Raw genomic sequence first — 17,657 nt, forward strand, 5'->3', positions numbered from 1 at the left:
GAATGCACAGTATCAGGCCTGAGCCTTTTCAATAAACTTCACGGCATCGCCAACGGTCAGGATCGAGTCAGCGGCATCATCGGGGATTTCAACGCCGAATTCTTCTTCGAAAGCCATGACCAGTTCGACCGTGTCGAGCGAGTCGGCGCCCAGATCGTCGATAAAGCTGGCGCTCTCGACGACCTTGTCGGCATCGACGCCAAGATGATCAATAACAATTTTCTTTACGCGTTCTGCGATATCGCTCATGTCGGTTTCCTCGACCTTATGTCCTGATCGGAATGTCCTTCTGACACCCCTACCCTGTTTCAGCCTGCGATGCGTTCAGACATCCTCGGCAAACTCGTTTACCCGGCTTTAGAGAAGTCCCAGGCTTGCGAAAAGCCCGCCGGTCCGTCTGCTTTTTCGGGACGACTGTTGACAGTCATGGCCCGCTTAACATGCTTTAAGTCTGCCGCAAAGCCAGAAAATCAACCGTTCGTGATTGCTCAACACGCTATTGGCTTAAATCGGCGACTGCGGCAGCTAATCGTTTCAGATCATGGCCATGCCGCCGTTCACATGCAGCGTCTGACCCGTCATATAGGCGGCCTCAGCGGACGCGAGATAGGCGACGGCCGAGGCCACTTCGGCGCCGGTTCCCATGCGCTTCATGGGGATCGCACCCATGATCGCTTCCTTCTGCTTGTCGTTCAGCTTGCCGGTCATGGCGCTTTCGATGAAGCCCGGGGCAACACAGTTGACCGTCACGTTGCGCGTGGCGATCTCCTGCGCCAGAGATTTCGTGAAGCCGATCATACCGGCCTTGGAGGCGCAGTAGTTCGCCTGTCCCGGATTGCCGGTGACGCCGACGACGGAGGTGATGTTGATGATGCGGCCATAACGGCGGCGCATCATCGGATGGGTGAGCTCGCGCGTCAGGCGGAAGGTCGCCGTCAGGTTCACTTCGAGAACAGCATCCCAGTCCTCATCGCTCATGCGAACGAAGAGACCGTCCTTGGTGATGCCGGCATTGTTGACGAGGATATCGACGCCTTCGAGATCGGCTTCCGCCTTCTGGCCGAGAGCCTTGACTTCGTCGCGATCCGAAAGGTTCGCCGGGAAGATCTTCACGCGATCGCCGAGTTCGTTTGCGAGAGCCTCGAGCTTTTCGACGCGAGTTCCGTGCAGGCCGACAATGGCGCCCTGCTTGTGAAGAAGGCGGGCGATTTCTTCGCCAATGCCGCCCGATGCGCCGGTGACGAGAGCCTTGCGGCCGGAAAGATCGAACATGGGAACGTTCCTTATATAAAGTGGGGCAATCAGGCCGTGAGTGCGGCAATGGCAGCGTCGATATCGGCTGGGCCGTTGACCGAGACGCCATTGATAGTCTTGTCTATGCGGCGCGCAAGACCAGTCAGGACCTTGCCGGCACCGAGTTCATAGAGCGTGGTGACGCCATTTGCGGCAAACCATTCCACCGTTTCGCGCCAGCGAACCTGTCCGGTGACTTGCTCGACGAGAAGGGCTGCGATCTCCTCGGCATCCGTGACAGGTGCTGCGCGAACATTTGCGATAAGGGGCACGACCGGATTGGCCTTCTTCACGCCGGCGAGCGCCTCGCGCATGGCATCTGCGGCAGGTGCCATCAGCTTCGAATGGAAGGGAGCGGAGACCGGCAACAGAATGGCTCGCTTGGCGCCCTTGTCGGTCGCCAAGCCAGCGGCCTTTTCGACGGCCGACTTCTCGCCCGATATGACGAGCTGGCCGCCGCCGTTGTCGTTGGCAATCTGACAGGAGCCGATCGCTGCAGCCTCCTCACAGACGGCCTGCACGTCGGCATGTTCGAGGCCGATGATGGCGGCCATGGCGCCGACGCCGACAGGCACGGCAGCCTGCATGGCATTGCCGCGAATGCGCAGAAGGCGGGCTGTGTCGGCTATCGAGAAGGTGCCGGCGGCACAGAGGGCGGAATATTCGCCAAGAGAATGGCCAGCGACATAGGCGACCTTGGCCTTCAGATCGAGACCCCTGGCTTCAAGAACGCGGATAACGGCCAGGGAGACGGCCATCAGCGCCGGCTGGGCGTTTGCCGTCAGTGTCAGCTTGTCCTCGGGACCGTTGAACATGGTGTCGGAAAGCTTTTCACCGAGCGCTTCATCGACCTCTTCGAAAACGGCGCGGGCTTCTGCAAAATTCTCGGCGAGATCCTTGCCCATGCCAACGGCCTGGCTGCCCTGGCCGGGAAAAGTGAAAGCAATGGTCATTTTTCAATCCCTCGATAGTGCCCGTCGGGCCATTTCGCCTCCAATTGACATTCTTTCTTTGAGAGTCAAGTGGCGGCAGATTCTCTCCAAAGCCTTTCGCCCCAGCGGAAACGCTCGGTTTTTTCTCTTGCGCTTCGGCAAATCCGTCCTAGATTTGCGCGGCTCTTCCCACGCCTTTCCCTTTTTCAGACCATGCCCAGGGTTTCCGATGAAATATAATAAATTAGGCCGCACCGATATTTCCGTTTCCGAGATTTGCCTTGGCACCATGACCTGGGGCACGCAGAACAGCGAGGCGGAAGCCCACGAGCAGATGGACTATGCTGTCCAGGAAGGCATCAATTTCTTCGATACTGCCGAGCTTTATCCGACCACGCCTGTTTCGGCCGAAACACAGGGCCGCACGGAGGAGTATATCGGCAGCTGGTTCGAAAGGACCGGCAAGCGCAAGGATATCGTTCTTGCCACCAAGGTTGCCGGTACCGGCCGCTCCTACCTGCGCAACGGCGAAGGTGCCGACGGCAAGAATATCCGCCTCGCGCTCGAGGCCAGCCTGAAGCGGCTGAAGACGGACTATGTCGATCTCTATCAGATCCACTGGCCGAACCGCGGCCATTTCCATTTCCGCCAGAGCTGGCACTACGATCCGTTCGGGCAGGATCGCGCCAAGGCCGTCGCCAACATGACCGATATTTTGCAGACGGTGGGCGAACTGGTGAAGGAGGGCAAGATCCGCGCCTTCGGCCTATCCAACGAGACGACCTGGGGCATCCAGAAATATGTGAGCCTCTCCGAGCAGATGAACCTGCCGCGCGTCGCCAGCACCCAGAATGAATACAATCTTCTCTACCGCCATTTCGATCTCGACCTTGCGGAACTCTCCCATCACGAAGATGTCGGCCTCCTTGCCTATTCGCCGCTTGCCGCCGGCATCCTGAGTGGCAAATACATCAACGGCGAGAAGCCGGCGGGCACGCGCGCCGCGATCAACGGCGACCTCGGCGGCCGCCTGCAGCCGCTGCAGGAAGCGCCGACGAAGGCCTATCTCGATATCGCGGCTCGGCATGGGCTCGATCCGTCGCAGATGGCACTCGCCTTCTGCCTGACCCGCCGCTTCATGACATCGGTCATCATCGGCGCTACCACGATGGCACAGCTGAAGACGGATATTGGATCCGTCGGCGTGAAGCTTAGCGGTGACGTGTTGGCGGAGATCGAGAAGGTTCACCGGCAGTATCCGATGCCGCTCTGAGGGGGTCGGTATCCCCGACGTTTTGAGGGCGCGAGCAATCGCGCTCTTTTCTCATTCCGGCAGGCGGTGGCCGCTTTTCATAGTTTGTTGCCCGCTTCCCTTGCCTTTCGCGCAAAAATCCGTATAAGCGCCCCTGTTCGTTAACCCGGTCTTCTGGCTGGTGGCTGAACGGAGGGCCGGTTTGCTTCTTGCGAGCCGTTCGGAACGGAAGCGTTCCAGCCTCCCGTGTCTCCGCTCTCGACCGTCTCGGAAACGCTTTTCTTGCTTGGCGCTATCGCCTCTCAGGAGCAGTCGTTGAGGCTTAGCCGCCGAATGCCGGGTTCTGATCAACGCAAGAAAGGCAAAGCTGTCATGGCTCTTTATGAACATGTATTCCTTGCCCGACAGGATATTTCCACGCAGCAGGTTGATGCCCTCGTAGAACAGTACAAGGGTGTTATCGAAGCTAACGGTGGTAAGGTCGGGCGTATCGAAAACTGGGGCCTCAAGTCCCTCACCTACCGCATCAAGAAGAACCGCAAGGCTCACTACGCCCTGATGGACATTGATGCACCGGCAGCTGCGATCCAGGAAATGGAACGCCAGATGCGCATCAGTGAAGACGTTCTTCGCTACATGACCATCGCTGTTGAAAAGCACGAAGACGGCCCGTCTGCCATGATGCAGAAGCGCGACCGCGACGACCGTGGCCCGCGTGAAGGCGGCGACCGTGGCCCGCGCCGCGAATTCGGCGATCGTCCGCCGCGCCGTGACGGCGACTTCCAGCGTGGCCCGCGTCCTGATCGCGCTCCCCGCGAAGACCGTGCATAAGGAGAAATAAGAATGTCTGAATCTTCCTCCGCTCCGGTCCGTCGTCCGTTCCATCGTCGTCGCAAGACCTGCCCGTTCTCCGGCGCAAACGCTCCGCGCATCGACTACAAGGACGTCCGTCTCCTGCAGCGCTACATTTCCGAGCGCGGCAAGATCGTTCCGTCCCGCATCACGGCCGTTTCCCAGAAGAAGCAGCGCGAACTCGCCCAGGCGATCAAGCGTGCACGCTTCCTCGGCCTGCTGCCGTACGTCGTCGCCTAATTGACTTTCGAAGCCCCGGATCTTCGGATCCGGGGCTTCCTCCCTTCCGCGATGGGCGCGGATCGGAACCTTAAAACCCATGTTGAGGTATCTCCCGGATCGATTCAGGGAAATCCTCTAACTGCTTGATGAAGCAGGACAGCGAAGTGAAAAAACTGGACCCGAAAACGCTTGCGATCGGCGCACTCGCCGGATTGACCGCCGCCTTGCTGGTGCTTGGCGCGAGCATGCAGCCGTCGTTCAGTGCTGTGCTCTATGCTGCTTCCGCACTTCCCATCCTGCTCGTCGGCCTCGGCTGGGGCAACCTCGCCGCCATTTCCGCCGTCGTCACGGCTGCCGTGCTGGGTGCGATCGCCATTTCGCCGTCCTTCGCGCTCGTCATGACGATGGTGACGCTGCTGCCGGCCGGCTGGCTGAGCCATCTTGCAAACCTTGCGCGCCCAGCGTCCGAACTCGGCGGCCCCGACCATCTGCTTGCCTGGTATCCGCTCTCCGATATCCTTCTGCATCTCTGTGGCCTGGTCACGATCGCCGTCATCGTTACCGGCATCATGATCGGTTACGGGCCTGAGATTACCGACCAGATGGTCGACATGCTGATGGCCTCGCTGCAGGAGCAGCAGCCGACTTTCGTTCCGGACCCGGTCGCGACCGCCCAGACCAAGTCGCTCGTCGTGCTCATGCTGCCCGCGCTGCAGGGCGCCATCTGGGTGGTGATGCTGTTTGCCGCCTATTACATCGCGACGCGCATCGTCACCGCCTCCGGCAAGGGCCTGCGCCCGCGCGAGGATATCCCCTCGTCGCTGCGCATGAACCGGAATTCGATCTTCATCTTCCTCGCCGGTCTTGCCGCCACCTTCATGGGCGGAATTCCGGCGATGATCGGCGCCACGGTCGTCGGAGCCTTCGGCGCCGGCTTCCTGATGTCCGGCTTCGCCGCGCTGCACTTCCGCACGCGCGGCAAGGACTGGCGCTTGCCGGCCCTCATTCTCTGCTACCTGGCATCCACCATGATGTTGCCAGCTCTTTTCATCCTCGTGCTCGGTCTTGCCGATACCCGCAAGGCGATCGCCCTGACCCCGACCAAGGATGCCGATGCCCCCAAACAAACCGATACCGAAATCTGAGAACAAGAAAGGAAAACACCATGGACGTCATTCTTCTCGAACGCATCTCCAAGCTCGGCCAGATGGGCGAAACCGTAAAGGTTCGCGACGGCTTCGCACGCAACTACCTCCTGCCGCTCGGCAAGGCACTGCGCGCCAACGCTGCCAACAAGGCCCGCTTCGAATCCGAGCGTGCAACGCTCGAAGCCCGTAACCTCGAGCGCAAGTCCGAAGCCCAGAAGGTTGCCGACGTTCTCGACGGCAAGTCCTTCATCGTCGTACGCTCTGCCGGCGAAACCGGCCAGCTCTATGGCTCCGTCGCTGCCCGCGACGTCGTCGACATTCTGGCTGCCGAAGGCTTCAACATCGCCCGCAACCAGGTTCACCTCAACACGCCGATCAAGGCGATCGGCCTGCACAAGGTCGAGCTGCAGCTCCATGCTGAAGTTGAGATCAACGTCGAGCTGAACGTTGCCCGTTCTGCTGAAGAAGCCGAGCGCCAGTCCAAGGGTGAAGAACTCACCTCTGTCGACGCCATCTACGGCGTTGACGAAGACGCACTGCGTCCGGAAGACTTCTTCGATCCGGAAGCCGATGGCCTCGACGAAGACGAAGCATAATTTCTGTCTCCAGGCAGAACGAAAAGCCCGGCTCGCGCCGGGCTTTTTTGTTGTTGGAGCTTTTCCAGCCGGCGGCTTTTTTGCTGCGTCCTCCAATCCAGGGCGCTAAAATAACAGAATGCTGGAATGACGAAGTGAGTCGCTGCGGGCACCGTGTCCCGCAAGTGACAGTCAGGATATTTCTCCTCAAGCGTTCCGCCGACTGTGGAGAAATCGAACAACGTGCACAGCGCCGCCGATTTGACGGCGAGCTGAAAGTAGTTGCCGCGCGGCACTTGATTTTATTCAGTCCGCCCTGCAAATCCGGGTTTTGGAAAAGACAGTACGGATGACGATGAACGAAGCTGCACGAAAGATTGCCGCCGTTGCTCCCGCAGAGCAGCACTATCGCGAAGCGCCGAACAACATCGAGGCCGAACAGGCGCTGCTCGGCGCCATCCTGATGAACAACGACGCCTATTACCGGGTGTCCGACTTCCTGAAGCCCACGCACCTCTATGAGCCGCTGCACCGGAAGATCTTCGAGGTCGCCGGCGACATCATCCGCATGGGCAAGATCGCCAACCCGGTGACGGTCAAGACCTTCCTGCCGGCCGACGAAAAGGTCGGCGACATCACCGTCTCGCAATATCTCGCCAGCCTCGTCACGGGTGCTGTGACGATCATCAATGCCGAAGACTATGGCCGTGCGATCTACGATCTGGCGATCCGCCGTGCGCTGATCACCATCGGCGAGGACGTCGTCAACATCGCCTATGACGCGCCGCTCGACATGCCGCCGCAGGCGCAGATCGAAGATACCGAGCGCCGCCTGTTCGAGCTTGCCGAAAATGGTCGTTATGACGGCGGCTTCCAGGCCTTCAACGATGCCGTGGCGCTCGCGATTGACATGGCGGCTGTCGCCAAGGAACGTGACGGCGGCCTTTCCGGCATTTCCACCGGCATCCACTCGCTCGATTCCAAGATGGGCGGGTTGCAGCGGTCGGACTTGATCGTGCTCGCCGGTCGTCCGGGTATGGGCAAGACCTCGCTTGCGACCAACATCGCCTATAATATCGCGGCCGCCTACGAAGGCGAAGTGCAGTCCGACGGCAGCATGAAGGCGAAGAATGGCGGCGTCGTCGGCTTCTACTCGCTCGAAATGTCGTCCGAACAGCTCGCCACCCGTATCATCTCCGAGCAGACGGAAGTCTCCTCCTCGAAGATCCGCCGCGGCGACATCAACGATGCCGATTTCGAAAAACTTGTCGCCTGCTCGATGATGATGCAGAAAGTGCCGCTGTTCATCGACCAGACCGGTGGTATCTCGATCGCCCAGCTTTCGGCGCGTGCCCGCCGTCTCAAGCGCCAGCGCGGTCTCGACGTGCTCGTCGTCGACTACGTGCAGCTGATGACCGGCTCCGGCAAGTCGAACGAGAACCGCGTTCAGGAAATCACGCAGATCACGACTGGTCTCAAGGCGCTCGGCAAGGAACTGAACGTTCCGATCATCGCGCTGTCGCAGCTCTCGCGTGCCGTCGAAAGCCGCGAAGACAAGCGCCCGCAGCTTTCCGACCTTCGTGAATCCGGCTCCATCGAGCAGGACGCCGACGTCGTGCTCTTCGTGTTCCGCGAGGAATATTACGTGAAGAACATGGAACCGCGCGATATCCACGACCCGAAATATCCGGAATGGGAAGCGCTGTTCGACAAGGTGAAGGGCACGGCCGATGTCATCATCGCCAAGCAACGTCACGGACCGACCGGCACGGTGAAGCTCGCCTTCCAGTCGGAATTCACGCGCTTCGCCGATCTCGCCGATCCGTCCTTTACCCAATACGAGGAACATTGACGCGGGTTTCGCGCGTCAATTCCTCAGGGCGCAAAACCGCCGCGCAATTTTGCTGATTTGCTTCAGAGCCCTGCAGCACGAAGAAGCGCTGCCGTTGCCACACCGACAACGACGCTTGCCAGCATTGGCAGGCGGCTCGCGGCGACTGCGGTCGCCACACAGGCCAGCGTCTCCGCCCAACCGGTCGCAAATGCGGTTGGGGCAATGACGGCCATCAGCACTGCCGGCGGAATGGCTTCGATTGCCGCTCTCCTGTTCTCGTTGATCTCGACGTAGCGGATCAATACGAGACCACTGATGCGGGTGAAGATCGTGGCGGCAGCCATGGCAAGGATGGCAAGCAGAGTGTTGGGATCGAGCGTCATGCCGCCTGCTCCCGCGCCCTGCCTCTCCAGAGGGCCATCGCCAGCCCCGCCAGCGCGCCGGCTGCGATGTACCAGACGCCTGGCACGAAATGATGGACGGCGACGGCCGCAATCCCGCTTGCCGCGAGAACGGCACCGGTTTCCCGCCCCTTCCAGAAGCCCATGACCAGCACGATGAAGACGGCCGGAAAGGCGAAGTCGAGACCGATGACGGCGGGATCGCCGAGAAAGGCGCCGAGCAGTGCACCTGCAAGCGACGAGCCGACCCAGGTCAGGTAGAAGGGCGTAACGATGCCGGCATACCAGGCGGGTGTGAGCCGTGTCGTCCCGGCGCGGAATTCCGCCATGGCCCAGAGCTCATCGGCGAGGAACAGCATGGCGATATAGCGTTTGATACCGGAGAAGCACTGCATCTTCGTGCCGATCGAGGCGCCCATCAGCACGTGGCGGATATTGACGAGCAGGGCCGCAAAGCCGACGCCGATCCAGCTCGCCGGATGCGCCCAGATATCCATCGCCACGAACTGCGAGCCGCCGGCAAAGACAAGCGCGCTCATCAGCGTCGTTTCCAGGGCCGAAAGCCCCTTGGTAGCCGAGACCGCGCCGAAGACGAGGCCGATCGGCAGTACAGCGACGATCAACGGGAAAATGGCACGCATTCCGCCCAGGAATTCGCGGACAGGATTTTTGCCGGCTGGCCCGGTCTGTTGCAACATTGGCAACCTCCACATCAAGATGGCGGAGAGCTAGCCGAGACAGTCGCGTGCTGTATTGAACGAAAGTGATCAACCGACTCGAAACTGGCCGGGGGTCACCCCGGTGCGGGATTTGAAATGGCGCGTGAAATGCGCCTGATCGGCAAAGCCGCATTGGACCGCGACATCGGCCGGCATGCGGCCTTCCCTCAGCAGGCGCCGGGCGACAAGGACACGCCGGTCGGTCAGGAAGGCGTGCGGGGTAATGTGATATTCCCTTCGGAAGGCGCGGATCAGATGGGCGCGGCTGAGGCCCGCCACCGTCGCCAGCTCCTCGAGGCCGACATCGCTGTCGAAATTCTCGATCAGGTAATCGCGAGCGCGGGCGACAGCGCTCCGCTCCTTGGTATCGACCGGCAAGACGATCGTGCTGCCATAACGCGCGAAGATCGCCGCCAGCACCGAGAACATGCTTTCATCGGATTCCAGCGCACCGGCGCCGCTTTCAAGCGTGCGGTGCGCGGTGTGGAAGGCTCTGGCAAACTGCGGATCGCGCGGCAGTGCCCTGGCAAAGGACGGCGTCGCGTTGAACGCCTTGCCGGAGACATCCTCCAGAATATCGATGAACAGTTTCGTATCCGGGTAGATCATACGGTAGCGATATCCCTCACCGCCCGGAGCGCCGTCGTGCACGACACCGGGATCGATCAGATAGAGGTCTCCTGGTCCGGTTTCTTCCCGCCTTCCGCTCAGTGTCGCGATCTGGCTGCCGCTTTCAATCGCGCCGATGCTGAATGTATCGTGGGCGTGCGGCGCGTATTCATGCGTGAGAAAACTGGCGCTCAGGCACTCCATGTCGCGAAAACGGCTATCCCGCCAGAAGCGGGCCGATTCCACCTTGGCAAGCGGCATGGCATCTGCCGCCTCTTTTTGCGATACGTTCTGCATCCGGCCAGACTAGCGCGCGCCGGACCGTCCGTCTTGAACAAAAGTGATCGCATGTGGGAAAGGCTGCTATGTGACTGCGCGTGCTTTCTCTTTGCCACAATGGTCTCTAGAGTATTGGCAGCATTTTCCTTTTCCTTTCAGTGCGGCGATTCATGACAGATTTTTCCATCCCCTTCGAAGACGAGGACCTTTTCGCCTCCGCCGGCCTGCGGCTGACCGTCGATCTGACGGCGCTGGCCGACAATTGGCGGGATATGGCGCGCCGCTCCGGAAAGGCGCGCACGGCCGCCGTCGTCAAGGCGGATGCCTATGGAATGGGGATCGAGGATGCCGGCGAAGCGCTCTATCTTGCCGGCGCGCGGGATTTCTTCGTGGCGACCGTCGATGAAGGTGTGACGCTGCGCATGTTTGCGCCTGAGGCACGCATCTTCGTGCTGGCAGGCATATGGCCAGGCACCGAGCGGCGCTTCTTCGAAAACGATCTGGTGCCGATCATCTCCTCGGAAGAGCAGCTTGCATTCTGGATGGCAGTGCTTGCAGACTACGGCGACTATCCTTGCGCCCTGCATGTCGATACCGGGTTCAACCGTCTCGGACTGACGCTGGATGAAGCGCTCGCTCTTGCCGACGATGTATCGCGGCCGGCGAGTTTTGCGCCCGTTCTCGTCATGAGCCATCTTGCCTGCGGCGACGATCATTCCTCGGCAATGAACAGGCAGCAGCTTGAATCATTCCGCAAGGTTAGCGCCGCCTATGAAGGTATCGATTCAAGTCTTGCGGCGTCCGGCGGCATCCTGCTCGGCAGCGACTATCACTTCGATCTCACCCGGCCGGGCATTGCGCTCTATGGCGGGCAGGCCGTCAACGGCATGGCGAACACGATGCGTCCGGTGGCGACCGCCGAGGCGCGCATCATCCAGGTCCGTACCGTCAAGGCCGGTGAATCCGTCAGCTACGGGCAGACGCTGCAGCTGACGCGCGACAGCCGGCTCGCCGTTGCTGCGGCGGGTTATGCCGACGGCTACATGCGCAGCCAGTCGAGCGGCGGCGTGCCGTTGCGCCAGGCAGTGCCGCAGGGCGGACAGGGCTTCATTGCCGGTCACAAGGTACCTGTCGCCGGCCGCATCACCATGGATCAGACGATCTTCGACGTGACCGACTTACCGGAAAATGCGGTTCGCGCCGGCGACTATATCGAGCTCTTCGGCAAGAACATGCTCGTGGACGACGCGGCCAAGGCTGCCGGTACGATCGGTTACGAGATGCTGACCAGCATCGGCCTGCGCCACGAGCGCAAGTACGAGATGGACGAGGAATAGTCCCTAGCGTGTTGTGAGCGCGAGGCGCACGCCGAGCGCCACGAACAGCGCACCAAGGCCGCGATCCAGCCACAGGCCGATCCTGGCATTGCGCTTGAAGAGATCGGCGAGCCGCCCACCCGCAAGGATCAGCGGCGGCTCGATGAAAAAGGCGACCACAATGATCAGGCCGCCGTGGACGGCAAGTTGCAGCCATGCCGGGCCGGCGCCCTCCACGACGAATTGGGGCAGGAAGGCGAGGAAGAAGATCGCCACTTTCGGATTGAGCAGCGAGACCAGCACGCCCTGGCGATAGATGCGCCGCCAGCCGACCGTCTCGCCCGCTGCAAGCACAAAGCCGCCCTCACCTTTCGAGCGCAGCGCCTGGATACCGAGCCAGACGAGATAGACCGCGCCCACCCATTTGACGGTGGAGAAGGCGATTGCCGAGGCGGCAAGGATCGCCGACAGGCCGAAAGCGGCAAGAAGCACGTGGATGCAGGCGCCCGTCCAGATGCCGAAGACGGCAGAGAAGCCGGCGCGCGTGCCGCTCTTCATCGTATGGCCGAGGATGAAGGCCATGTCCGGACCGGGCGAGATGTTCAGGAGGACCGCCGCAGTCAAAAAACCGATCCAGTGAGCGAGCGAATAATCGAGCATGGCCTATCCCTTGAGAGCCTGCCGATGCTGCCAGCCCGGCCGCTGATAGGAAAATCATTAGTTTTGATCGGTGCAGGAAGCCATTATCTAGGGCGAAACCGATTCGGCCGCCCAGGCGGCTCTACGTGAAAGCAGTCATTGATGGCCAAGGCCAGAACACAATTCATATGCCAGAGCTGCGGTGCGGTGCATAACCGCTGGGCCGGCAAATGCGACAATTGCGGCGAGTGGAACACCATCGTCGAGGAAGACCCGATGGGCGGCATCGGCGGCGGACCGGCCAAGACGCCGAAGAAGGGCCGGCCGGTCGCACTGACCGCCCTGTCCGGCGAGATCGAGGAAGCGCCGCGCATCCATACCGGCATTTCCGAACTCGACCGCGTCACGGGCGGCGGCTTCGTGCGCGGTTCGGCCGTACTCGTCGGCGGCGATCCCGGCATCGGCAAATCGACGCTGCTGATGCAAGGGGCGGCCGCGCTTTCCAGGCGCGGGCACAAGATCATCTACGTTTCGGGCGAAGAGGCTGTGGCGCAGGTGCGACTGCGCGCCCAGCGACTGAATGCGGCCGACACGGATGTGATGCTGGCGGCAGAGACCAATGTCGAGGATATTCTGGCAACACTTGCCGAGGGCAAACGCGCCGATCTCGTCATCATCGACTCCATCCAGACGCTCTGGAGCGAACTCGCCGAATCCGCGCCGGGTACGGTGACGCAGGTGCGCACCGGCGTGCAGTCGATGATCCGTTTTGCCAAGCAGACGGGCGCGGCCATGGTGCTCGTCGGCCATGTGACCAAGGACGGCCAGATCGCCGGCCCGCGCGTCGTCGAGCACATGGTCGATGCCGTGCTCTATTTCGAGGGCGACCGCGGCCATCACTATCGCATCCTGCGCACGGTCAAGAACCGCTTCGGACCGACGGACGAGATCGGTGTCTTCGAAATGTCGGACAAGGGTCTGCGCGAAGTCGCCAACCCCTCCGAACTCTTCCTCGGCGAGCGCAACGAGAAATCGCCGGGTGCTGCCGTCTTTGCCGGCATGGAAGGCACGCGACCTGTTCTCGTCGAAGTGCAGGCACTGGTGGCGCCGACATCGCTCGGCACGCCGCGGCGCGCGGTCGTCGGCTGGGACTCGGCTCGCCTGTCGATGATCCTTGCGGTTCTGGAGGCCCATTGCGGCGTGCGGCTCGGCCAGCATGACGTCTATCTCAACATTGCCGGCGGCTTCCGCATCTCCGAGCCTGCCGCCGATCTTGCCGTCGCATCGGCTCTTGTTTCCTCGCTGGCCGGTATTGCCCTTCCGGCCGATTGCGTCTATTTCGGCGAAGTCAGTCTGTCGGGCGCCGTCCGGCCGGTTGCGCAAACAGCCCAGCGCCTTAAAGAAGCCGAAAAGCTGGGTTTTTCGGCTGCTCTGCTGCCATCCGGCTCCGCCGAACTGCCCAAGAGCGGCGGCCGCTGGAGCGAGATCGAGAGCCTGCCGGATCTGGTCGCGCGCATAGCCGGCTCGAAAGGGGCGTTGCAGCGTGTGGAAGAAGACGTTTGATCCTTCATCACTGATAGCGGGGATGCTATAGGATCAGCCAAACAAGGCGCGACGCGGCCCGCAAGGCGGCAGTCTGGAGTGGAATTTACATGCCCATTACGATTTTCGACGGTATTGTCATCGGCGTCGTGCTTTTCTCCGCCGTGTTGGCAATGGTCCGCGGCTTCTCGCGCGAGATCCTCTCGATCGCGAGCTGGGGCGGCTCTGCAGCCGCCGCCTACTATCTCTATCCGCATCTCGTGCCTTATGCGAAGAGATATACCGACGATGACCGTATCGCCATCGTCGGCTCGGCCGCCGTCGTCTTCCTGATCGCGCTGATCATCATCTCCTTCATCACCATGAAGATCGCCGATTTCATCATCGACAGCCGCATCGGTGCACTCGACCGCACTTTGGGCTTCCTCTTCGGTGCTGCGCGCGGCATACTTCTGCTCGTCGTCGCCGTTGCCTTCTGGAACTGGCTGGTCGATGCCGATCACCGCCCCGCCTGGGTCAACAATGCCAAATCGAAGCCATTCCTGGATTCTCTCGTCGTTCGCCTGCAGGCGGTCCTGCCGGATGAATTCGCCCAGATGATCCAGAAGAGCATTACCGAGAAGCTTGGTGGCGCGCGCACGACGGAAGAAAATGCGCCGGCCAACGATCAGGCTCCGGCGGAAGACGCAGCACCCGCCCCTAACAATGGCGCACAGCAGCCATCTAATTGACGCAGTGTTCACTCGCTTGACCCGCGGCCTGGCAATTGCCATTTGAGCGGGACGTAAGACCAAAGGTCCGGCCGGGCATTTCGCTCCGCCGGGCCTCAACCGTTTCAGAGCCGGCGAGCGGGCTTTGAGGAAGTGTCGTTCAGCATGAATTTATCGGAAAGCTGCAAGATTTCCGGTATCATGCTACTGGACAAGCCGATCCATTCTTGTGAGAGCAGAGGCCCGCAGAAATGAACCAGTCCCATTCCTTCCCGATTGACGATCCGCTCGACGGAGACACGCTGCATGAGGAATGCGGCGTTTTCGGAATTCTGGGACATCCCGATGCGGCGGCGCTGACCGCGCTCGGCCTGCATGCGCTTCAGCATCGCGGGCAGGAGGCGGCCGGTATCGTCTCCTTCGACGGCAAGCGCTTCCATCAGGAACGCCATATGGGCCTCGTCGGCGACCATTATACCAATCCGATGACACTCGCCCGCCTGCCCGGCAGCATGTCGATCGGCCATACGCGCTACTCCACGACAGGCGAAGTGGCGATGCGCAACGTGCAGCCGCTCTTTGCCGAACTGGAAGAAGGCGGTATCGCCATTGCCCATAACGGCAATTTCACGAACGGCCTGACGCTGCGCCGGCAGATCATCGCGACCGGCGCCATCTGTCAGTCGACATCGGATACCGAGGTCGTTCTCCACCTCATCGCCCGCTCCCGCCACACGTCCACGGCCGATCGCTTCATCGATGCTATCCGTCAGATGGAAGGCGGCTATTCGATGCTCGCAATGACGCGCACGAAGCTGATCGCCGCGCGCGACCCCACCGGCATCCGCCCGCTCGTCATGGGCGAACTCGATGGCAAGCCGATCTTCTGCTCGGAAACCTGCGCACTCGACATTATCGGTGCCAAGTTCATCCGCGACGTGGAGAATGGCGAAGTCGTCATCTGCGAAATCCAGCCCGACGGCTCAATCAGCATCGATGCCCGCAAGCCGAGCAAGCAGCAGCCGGAACGCCTCTGCCTGTTCGAATATGTCTATTTCGCACGTCCGGATTCAGTCGTTGGCGGGCGCAACGTCTATACGACGCGCAAGAACATGGGCATGAACCTTGCCAAGGAAGCCCATGTCGATGCCGACGTCATCGTGCCGGTTCCCGATGGCGGGACGCCTGCTGCTCTCGGCTACGCACAGGCCAGCGGCATTCCCTTCGAATACGGTATCATCCGCAACCACTATGTGGGCCGCACCTTCATCGAGCCGACGCAGCAGATCCGAGCCTTCGGCGTGAAGCTGAAGCACTCCGCCAACCGGGCGATGATCGAAGGCAAGCGCGTGGTGCTGGTCGACGATTCCATCGTACGCGGCACGACTTCGCTGAAGATCGTGCAGATGATCCGCGAGGCGGGCGCCAAGGAAGTGCACATCCGCGTCGCCAGCCCGATGATCTTCTTCCCGGATTTTTACGGCATCGACACGCCCGACGCCGACAAGTTGCTCGCAAACCAGTATGCCGATGTCGAAGCCATGGCGAAATATATCGGTGCGGATTCGCTCGCCTTCCTGTCGATCAACGGCCTCTATCGCGCCGTCGGCGGCGAGGATCGCAACCCGGCCCGCCCGCAGTTCACCGACCATTATTTCACCGGTGACTATCCGACCCGGCTGCTCGACAAGAATGGCGAGTCCATGGGCAACAAGATTTCCGTGCTTGCCAGCAACGGCTGAGCCGCTTCCGCTTTGACTTTCCTATCAGGGGCGCTTATTGCGCCCCTTACCTTTTCAAGCACATCCGGGACCGAGGCAGATGAACATCAATCTCGAAGGCAAGATCGCGCTGGTCACAGGCGCATCGCGCGGCATCGGCTATTTCACCGCCCTCGAACTCGCCAAGGCCGGCGCGCATGTGATTGCCTGCGCCCGCACCGTCGGCGGCCTGGAAGAGCTTGATGATGCCATCAAGGCGGTGGGCGGCTCAGCGACCCTCGTTCCCTTCGATCTCGCCGATATGGAAGCAATCGATCGTCTCGGCGGCTCGATCTTCGAGCGCTGGGGCAAGCTCGACATTCTAGTTGCCAATGCCGGCGTGCTCGGCGTCATCTCGCCGATCGGCCATATCGAGGCGAAGGTCTTCGAGAGGGTCATGAACATCAATGTGAATGCCACCTGGCGGCTGATCCGCTCGGTCGATCCGCTGCTGACGCGCTCGGATGCCGGCCGCGCCGTCATCATGTCGTCGGGCGCCGCTCACAAGTGCCGCCCCTTCTGGAGCGCCTATTCCGCCTCCAAGGCAGCCGTCGAGGCGCTTGCCCGCACCTGGGCCGGCGAGACGCAATCGACGCCGCTGCGCATCACCAGCGTCGATCCGGGCGCCACGCGCACCGCCATGCGCGCGCAGGCAGTACCGGGCGAAGACCCGATGAGCCTGCCGCATCCGTCCGAAGTGGCGAAGGCAATACTTCCGCTGGTTGGTCCGGGTGTAACGGAGACCGGCAAGCTGTTCATCGTGCGCGAGAACAAGCTGGTCGATTACCAGCTGCCGGGATGACCTTGCCGCAAGGACCGATCGTTTCAGGCGATCCTCTCGATCCGGCAGCGTTCTAGCAGTGGGTAGCTTTCGATAAAGGGCTTAAGGTGCGATAACATCGTCTCGAAATCCCTGCCGTAAATGTAGAGCGCTGTATCCCGTGGTCCCTGCCAATTGCTGGCAACGACTCCGGCGCCGTCCAGAAGCCGTGAGAACTCGGCCACCACGTGATTGATATCGCATTCTTCATAGACAGAAGCCGGCAATTCCGCGCCGTTCACGTAAACCGCGAGGCCATGTTGCCGTCCAAAATTGATGCTCCGTCGCTGATCTGGAATCTGTAGGATCGATCCAGCCGGAGCCAACATCGATTCCAAAACTTCGGTCAAAAGCGTCAGTCTGGCATCCGTGGGATTATCGACCTCGATCTCGATGTCGCATTTCGCAATCTCACCACTTGCCGCCTGCAGCGTGCCACCTCCAACAACCCGCATACCGTGCTTTTTCTCTGCCATAAAGGCATCAAAAGCATCCTCCAGCTCGCCCCTATCCATTGGTTGAAGGCGGGCATTGAGCGTGGCGACAACAATCGCGCTCTTGGAACCCTTCCTAAACAAGCCGAACATTCATAGCCTCTGAACAAGATCTTCGGTCCGAGGCACAACTGCCTGGACGTGCCCTATGCACTCCCTCTTCTCTCAGTATTTTCGGGTCCCTGGCAATGGCATCTCAGGAAGTTCTGACCCTTGACCTTTTTCATCGCCCAAGCCATAACCTTCCGCATGAAAACGGT

The 17,657-nt window shown here is 61.0% G+C and carries 19 protein-coding genes; 11 read left to right on the forward strand and 8 right to left on the reverse strand.

Features of this window, described 5'->3' with window-relative positions; all coding sequences use genetic code 11:
- Positions 1-12: 12 nt before the first annotated feature.
- The 3 genes from FHT93_RS31115 to fabD form a co-directional block, all read right to left on the reverse strand.
- Entirely contained in the window at positions 13-249 is a 237-nt protein-coding gene (locus tag FHT93_RS31115) for an acyl carrier protein (RefSeq protein ID WP_003547058.1), read from the reverse strand.
- Positions 250-534: 285 nt separating this feature from the next.
- Positions 535-1,272, reverse strand: a complete 738-nt coding sequence (fabG, locus tag FHT93_RS31120; protein ID WP_018115544.1) for a 3-oxoacyl-[acyl-carrier-protein] reductase — start codon at positions 1,270-1,272, stop codon at positions 535-537.
- 29 nt (positions 1,273-1,301) lie between these two features.
- Positions 1,302-2,246, reverse strand: coding sequence for an ACP S-malonyltransferase (fabD, locus tag FHT93_RS31125; protein ID WP_112544717.1), 945 nt, complete (start codon positions 2,244-2,246; stop codon positions 1,302-1,304).
- A 208-nt stretch (positions 2,247-2,454) separates the two neighbouring features.
- On the opposite strand from fabD, the gene FHT93_RS31130 reads away from it, so the two are divergent.
- The 6 genes from FHT93_RS31130 (at position 2,455) to FHT93_RS31155 (ending at position 8,126) form a co-directional block, all read left to right on the forward strand.
- Positions 2,455-3,498, forward strand: a complete 1,044-nt coding sequence (locus FHT93_RS31130) for an aldo/keto reductase (RefSeq protein ID WP_113146160.1) — start codon at positions 2,455-2,457, stop codon at positions 3,496-3,498.
- A gap of 351 nt (positions 3,499-3,849) precedes the next feature.
- Positions 3,850-4,308 (forward strand): 30S ribosomal protein S6, encoded by a 459-nt coding sequence (rpsF, locus tag FHT93_RS31135; RefSeq protein WP_029616526.1) that lies wholly within the window; start codon positions 3,850-3,852, stop codon positions 4,306-4,308.
- A 12-nt stretch (positions 4,309-4,320) separates the two neighbouring features.
- Positions 4,321-4,569, forward strand: coding sequence for a 30S ribosomal protein S18 (gene rpsR / locus FHT93_RS31140; RefSeq protein WP_007531286.1), 249 nt, complete (start codon positions 4,321-4,323; stop codon positions 4,567-4,569).
- A gap of 146 nt (positions 4,570-4,715) precedes the next feature.
- Positions 4,716-5,696 (forward strand): DUF2232 domain-containing protein, encoded by a 981-nt coding sequence (locus FHT93_RS31145; protein ID WP_029616527.1) that lies wholly within the window; start codon positions 4,716-4,718, stop codon positions 5,694-5,696.
- Positions 5,697-5,716: 20 nt separating this feature from the next.
- Positions 5,717-6,295, forward strand: a complete 579-nt coding sequence (gene rplI / locus FHT93_RS31150; protein WP_018115549.1) for a 50S ribosomal protein L9 — start codon at positions 5,717-5,719, stop codon at positions 6,293-6,295.
- Positions 6,296-6,629: 334 nt separating this feature from the next.
- On the forward strand, positions 6,630-8,126 hold the full coding sequence (locus FHT93_RS31155) for a replicative DNA helicase (RefSeq protein ID WP_007820234.1): 1,497 nt from the start codon (positions 6,630-6,632) through the stop codon (positions 8,124-8,126).
- Between the two features lie 62 nt (positions 8,127-8,188).
- Here FHT93_RS31155 and FHT93_RS31160 read toward each other — a convergent pair whose 3' ends face one another.
- From FHT93_RS31160 to FHT93_RS31170, 3 genes are all read right to left on the reverse strand, one after another.
- Positions 8,189-8,491 (reverse strand): AzlD domain-containing protein, encoded by a 303-nt coding sequence (locus FHT93_RS31160; RefSeq protein ID WP_113114936.1) that lies wholly within the window; start codon positions 8,489-8,491, stop codon positions 8,189-8,191.
- Complete coding sequence (locus tag FHT93_RS31165) at positions 8,488-9,207, reverse strand: AzlC family ABC transporter permease (RefSeq protein ID WP_183851046.1); 720 nt, start codon at positions 9,205-9,207, stop codon at positions 8,488-8,490. The genes FHT93_RS31160 and FHT93_RS31165 overlap by 4 nt, the downstream gene beginning before the upstream one ends.
- 69 nt (positions 9,208-9,276) lie before the next feature.
- On the reverse strand, positions 9,277-10,098 hold the full coding sequence (locus FHT93_RS31170) for an AraC family transcriptional regulator (RefSeq protein ID WP_113146316.1): 822 nt from the start codon (positions 10,096-10,098) through the stop codon (positions 9,277-9,279).
- A 188-nt stretch (positions 10,099-10,286) separates the two neighbouring features.
- Between FHT93_RS31170 and alr the strand changes: the two genes are divergently transcribed.
- Positions 10,287-11,453, forward strand: a complete 1,167-nt coding sequence (gene alr, locus FHT93_RS31175) for an alanine racemase (protein WP_183851048.1) — start codon at positions 10,287-10,289, stop codon at positions 11,451-11,453.
- A 3-nt stretch (positions 11,454-11,456) separates the two neighbouring features.
- Here the strand turns inward: alr and FHT93_RS31180 are convergent, their stop codons facing one another.
- On the reverse strand, positions 11,457-12,092 hold the full coding sequence (locus tag FHT93_RS31180) for a LysE family translocator (protein ID WP_183851050.1): 636 nt from the start codon (positions 12,090-12,092) through the stop codon (positions 11,457-11,459).
- Between the two features lie 141 nt (positions 12,093-12,233).
- On the opposite strand from FHT93_RS31180, the gene radA reads away from it, so the two are divergent.
- The 4 genes from radA to FHT93_RS31200 all read left to right on the forward strand — a co-directional run bounded on the left by radA (position 12,234) and on the right by FHT93_RS31200 (position 16,885).
- Positions 12,234-13,634 (forward strand): DNA repair protein RadA, encoded by a 1,401-nt coding sequence (radA, locus tag FHT93_RS31185; protein ID WP_018115556.1) that lies wholly within the window; start codon positions 12,234-12,236, stop codon positions 13,632-13,634.
- 89 nt (positions 13,635-13,723) lie between these two features.
- Positions 13,724-14,344 carry a CvpA family protein gene (locus tag FHT93_RS31190; RefSeq protein ID WP_183851052.1) on the forward strand — a complete coding sequence of 207 codons (621 nt, stop codon included), beginning with the start codon at positions 13,724-13,726 and terminating at the stop codon, positions 14,342-14,344.
- Positions 14,345-14,574: 230 nt separating this feature from the next.
- Positions 14,575-16,065 (forward strand): amidophosphoribosyltransferase, encoded by a 1,491-nt coding sequence (purF, locus tag FHT93_RS31195; RefSeq protein WP_029616529.1) that lies wholly within the window; start codon positions 14,575-14,577, stop codon positions 16,063-16,065.
- Positions 16,066-16,144: 79 nt separating this feature from the next.
- Complete coding sequence (locus FHT93_RS31200) at positions 16,145-16,885, forward strand: SDR family NAD(P)-dependent oxidoreductase (RefSeq protein WP_113013932.1); 741 nt, start codon at positions 16,145-16,147, stop codon at positions 16,883-16,885.
- A gap of 23 nt (positions 16,886-16,908) precedes the next feature.
- Here FHT93_RS31200 and FHT93_RS31205 read toward each other — a convergent pair whose 3' ends face one another.
- On the reverse strand, positions 16,909-17,490 hold the full coding sequence (locus tag FHT93_RS31205; RefSeq protein WP_113202848.1) for a hypothetical protein: 582 nt from the start codon (positions 17,488-17,490) through the stop codon (positions 16,909-16,911).
- Between the last annotated feature and the right edge of the window lie 167 nt (positions 17,491-17,657).

The sequence above is a fragment of the Rhizobium sp. BK379 genome (assembly GCF_014193955.1).
Taxonomy (GTDB): Bacteria; Pseudomonadota; Alphaproteobacteria; order Rhizobiales; family Rhizobiaceae; genus Rhizobium.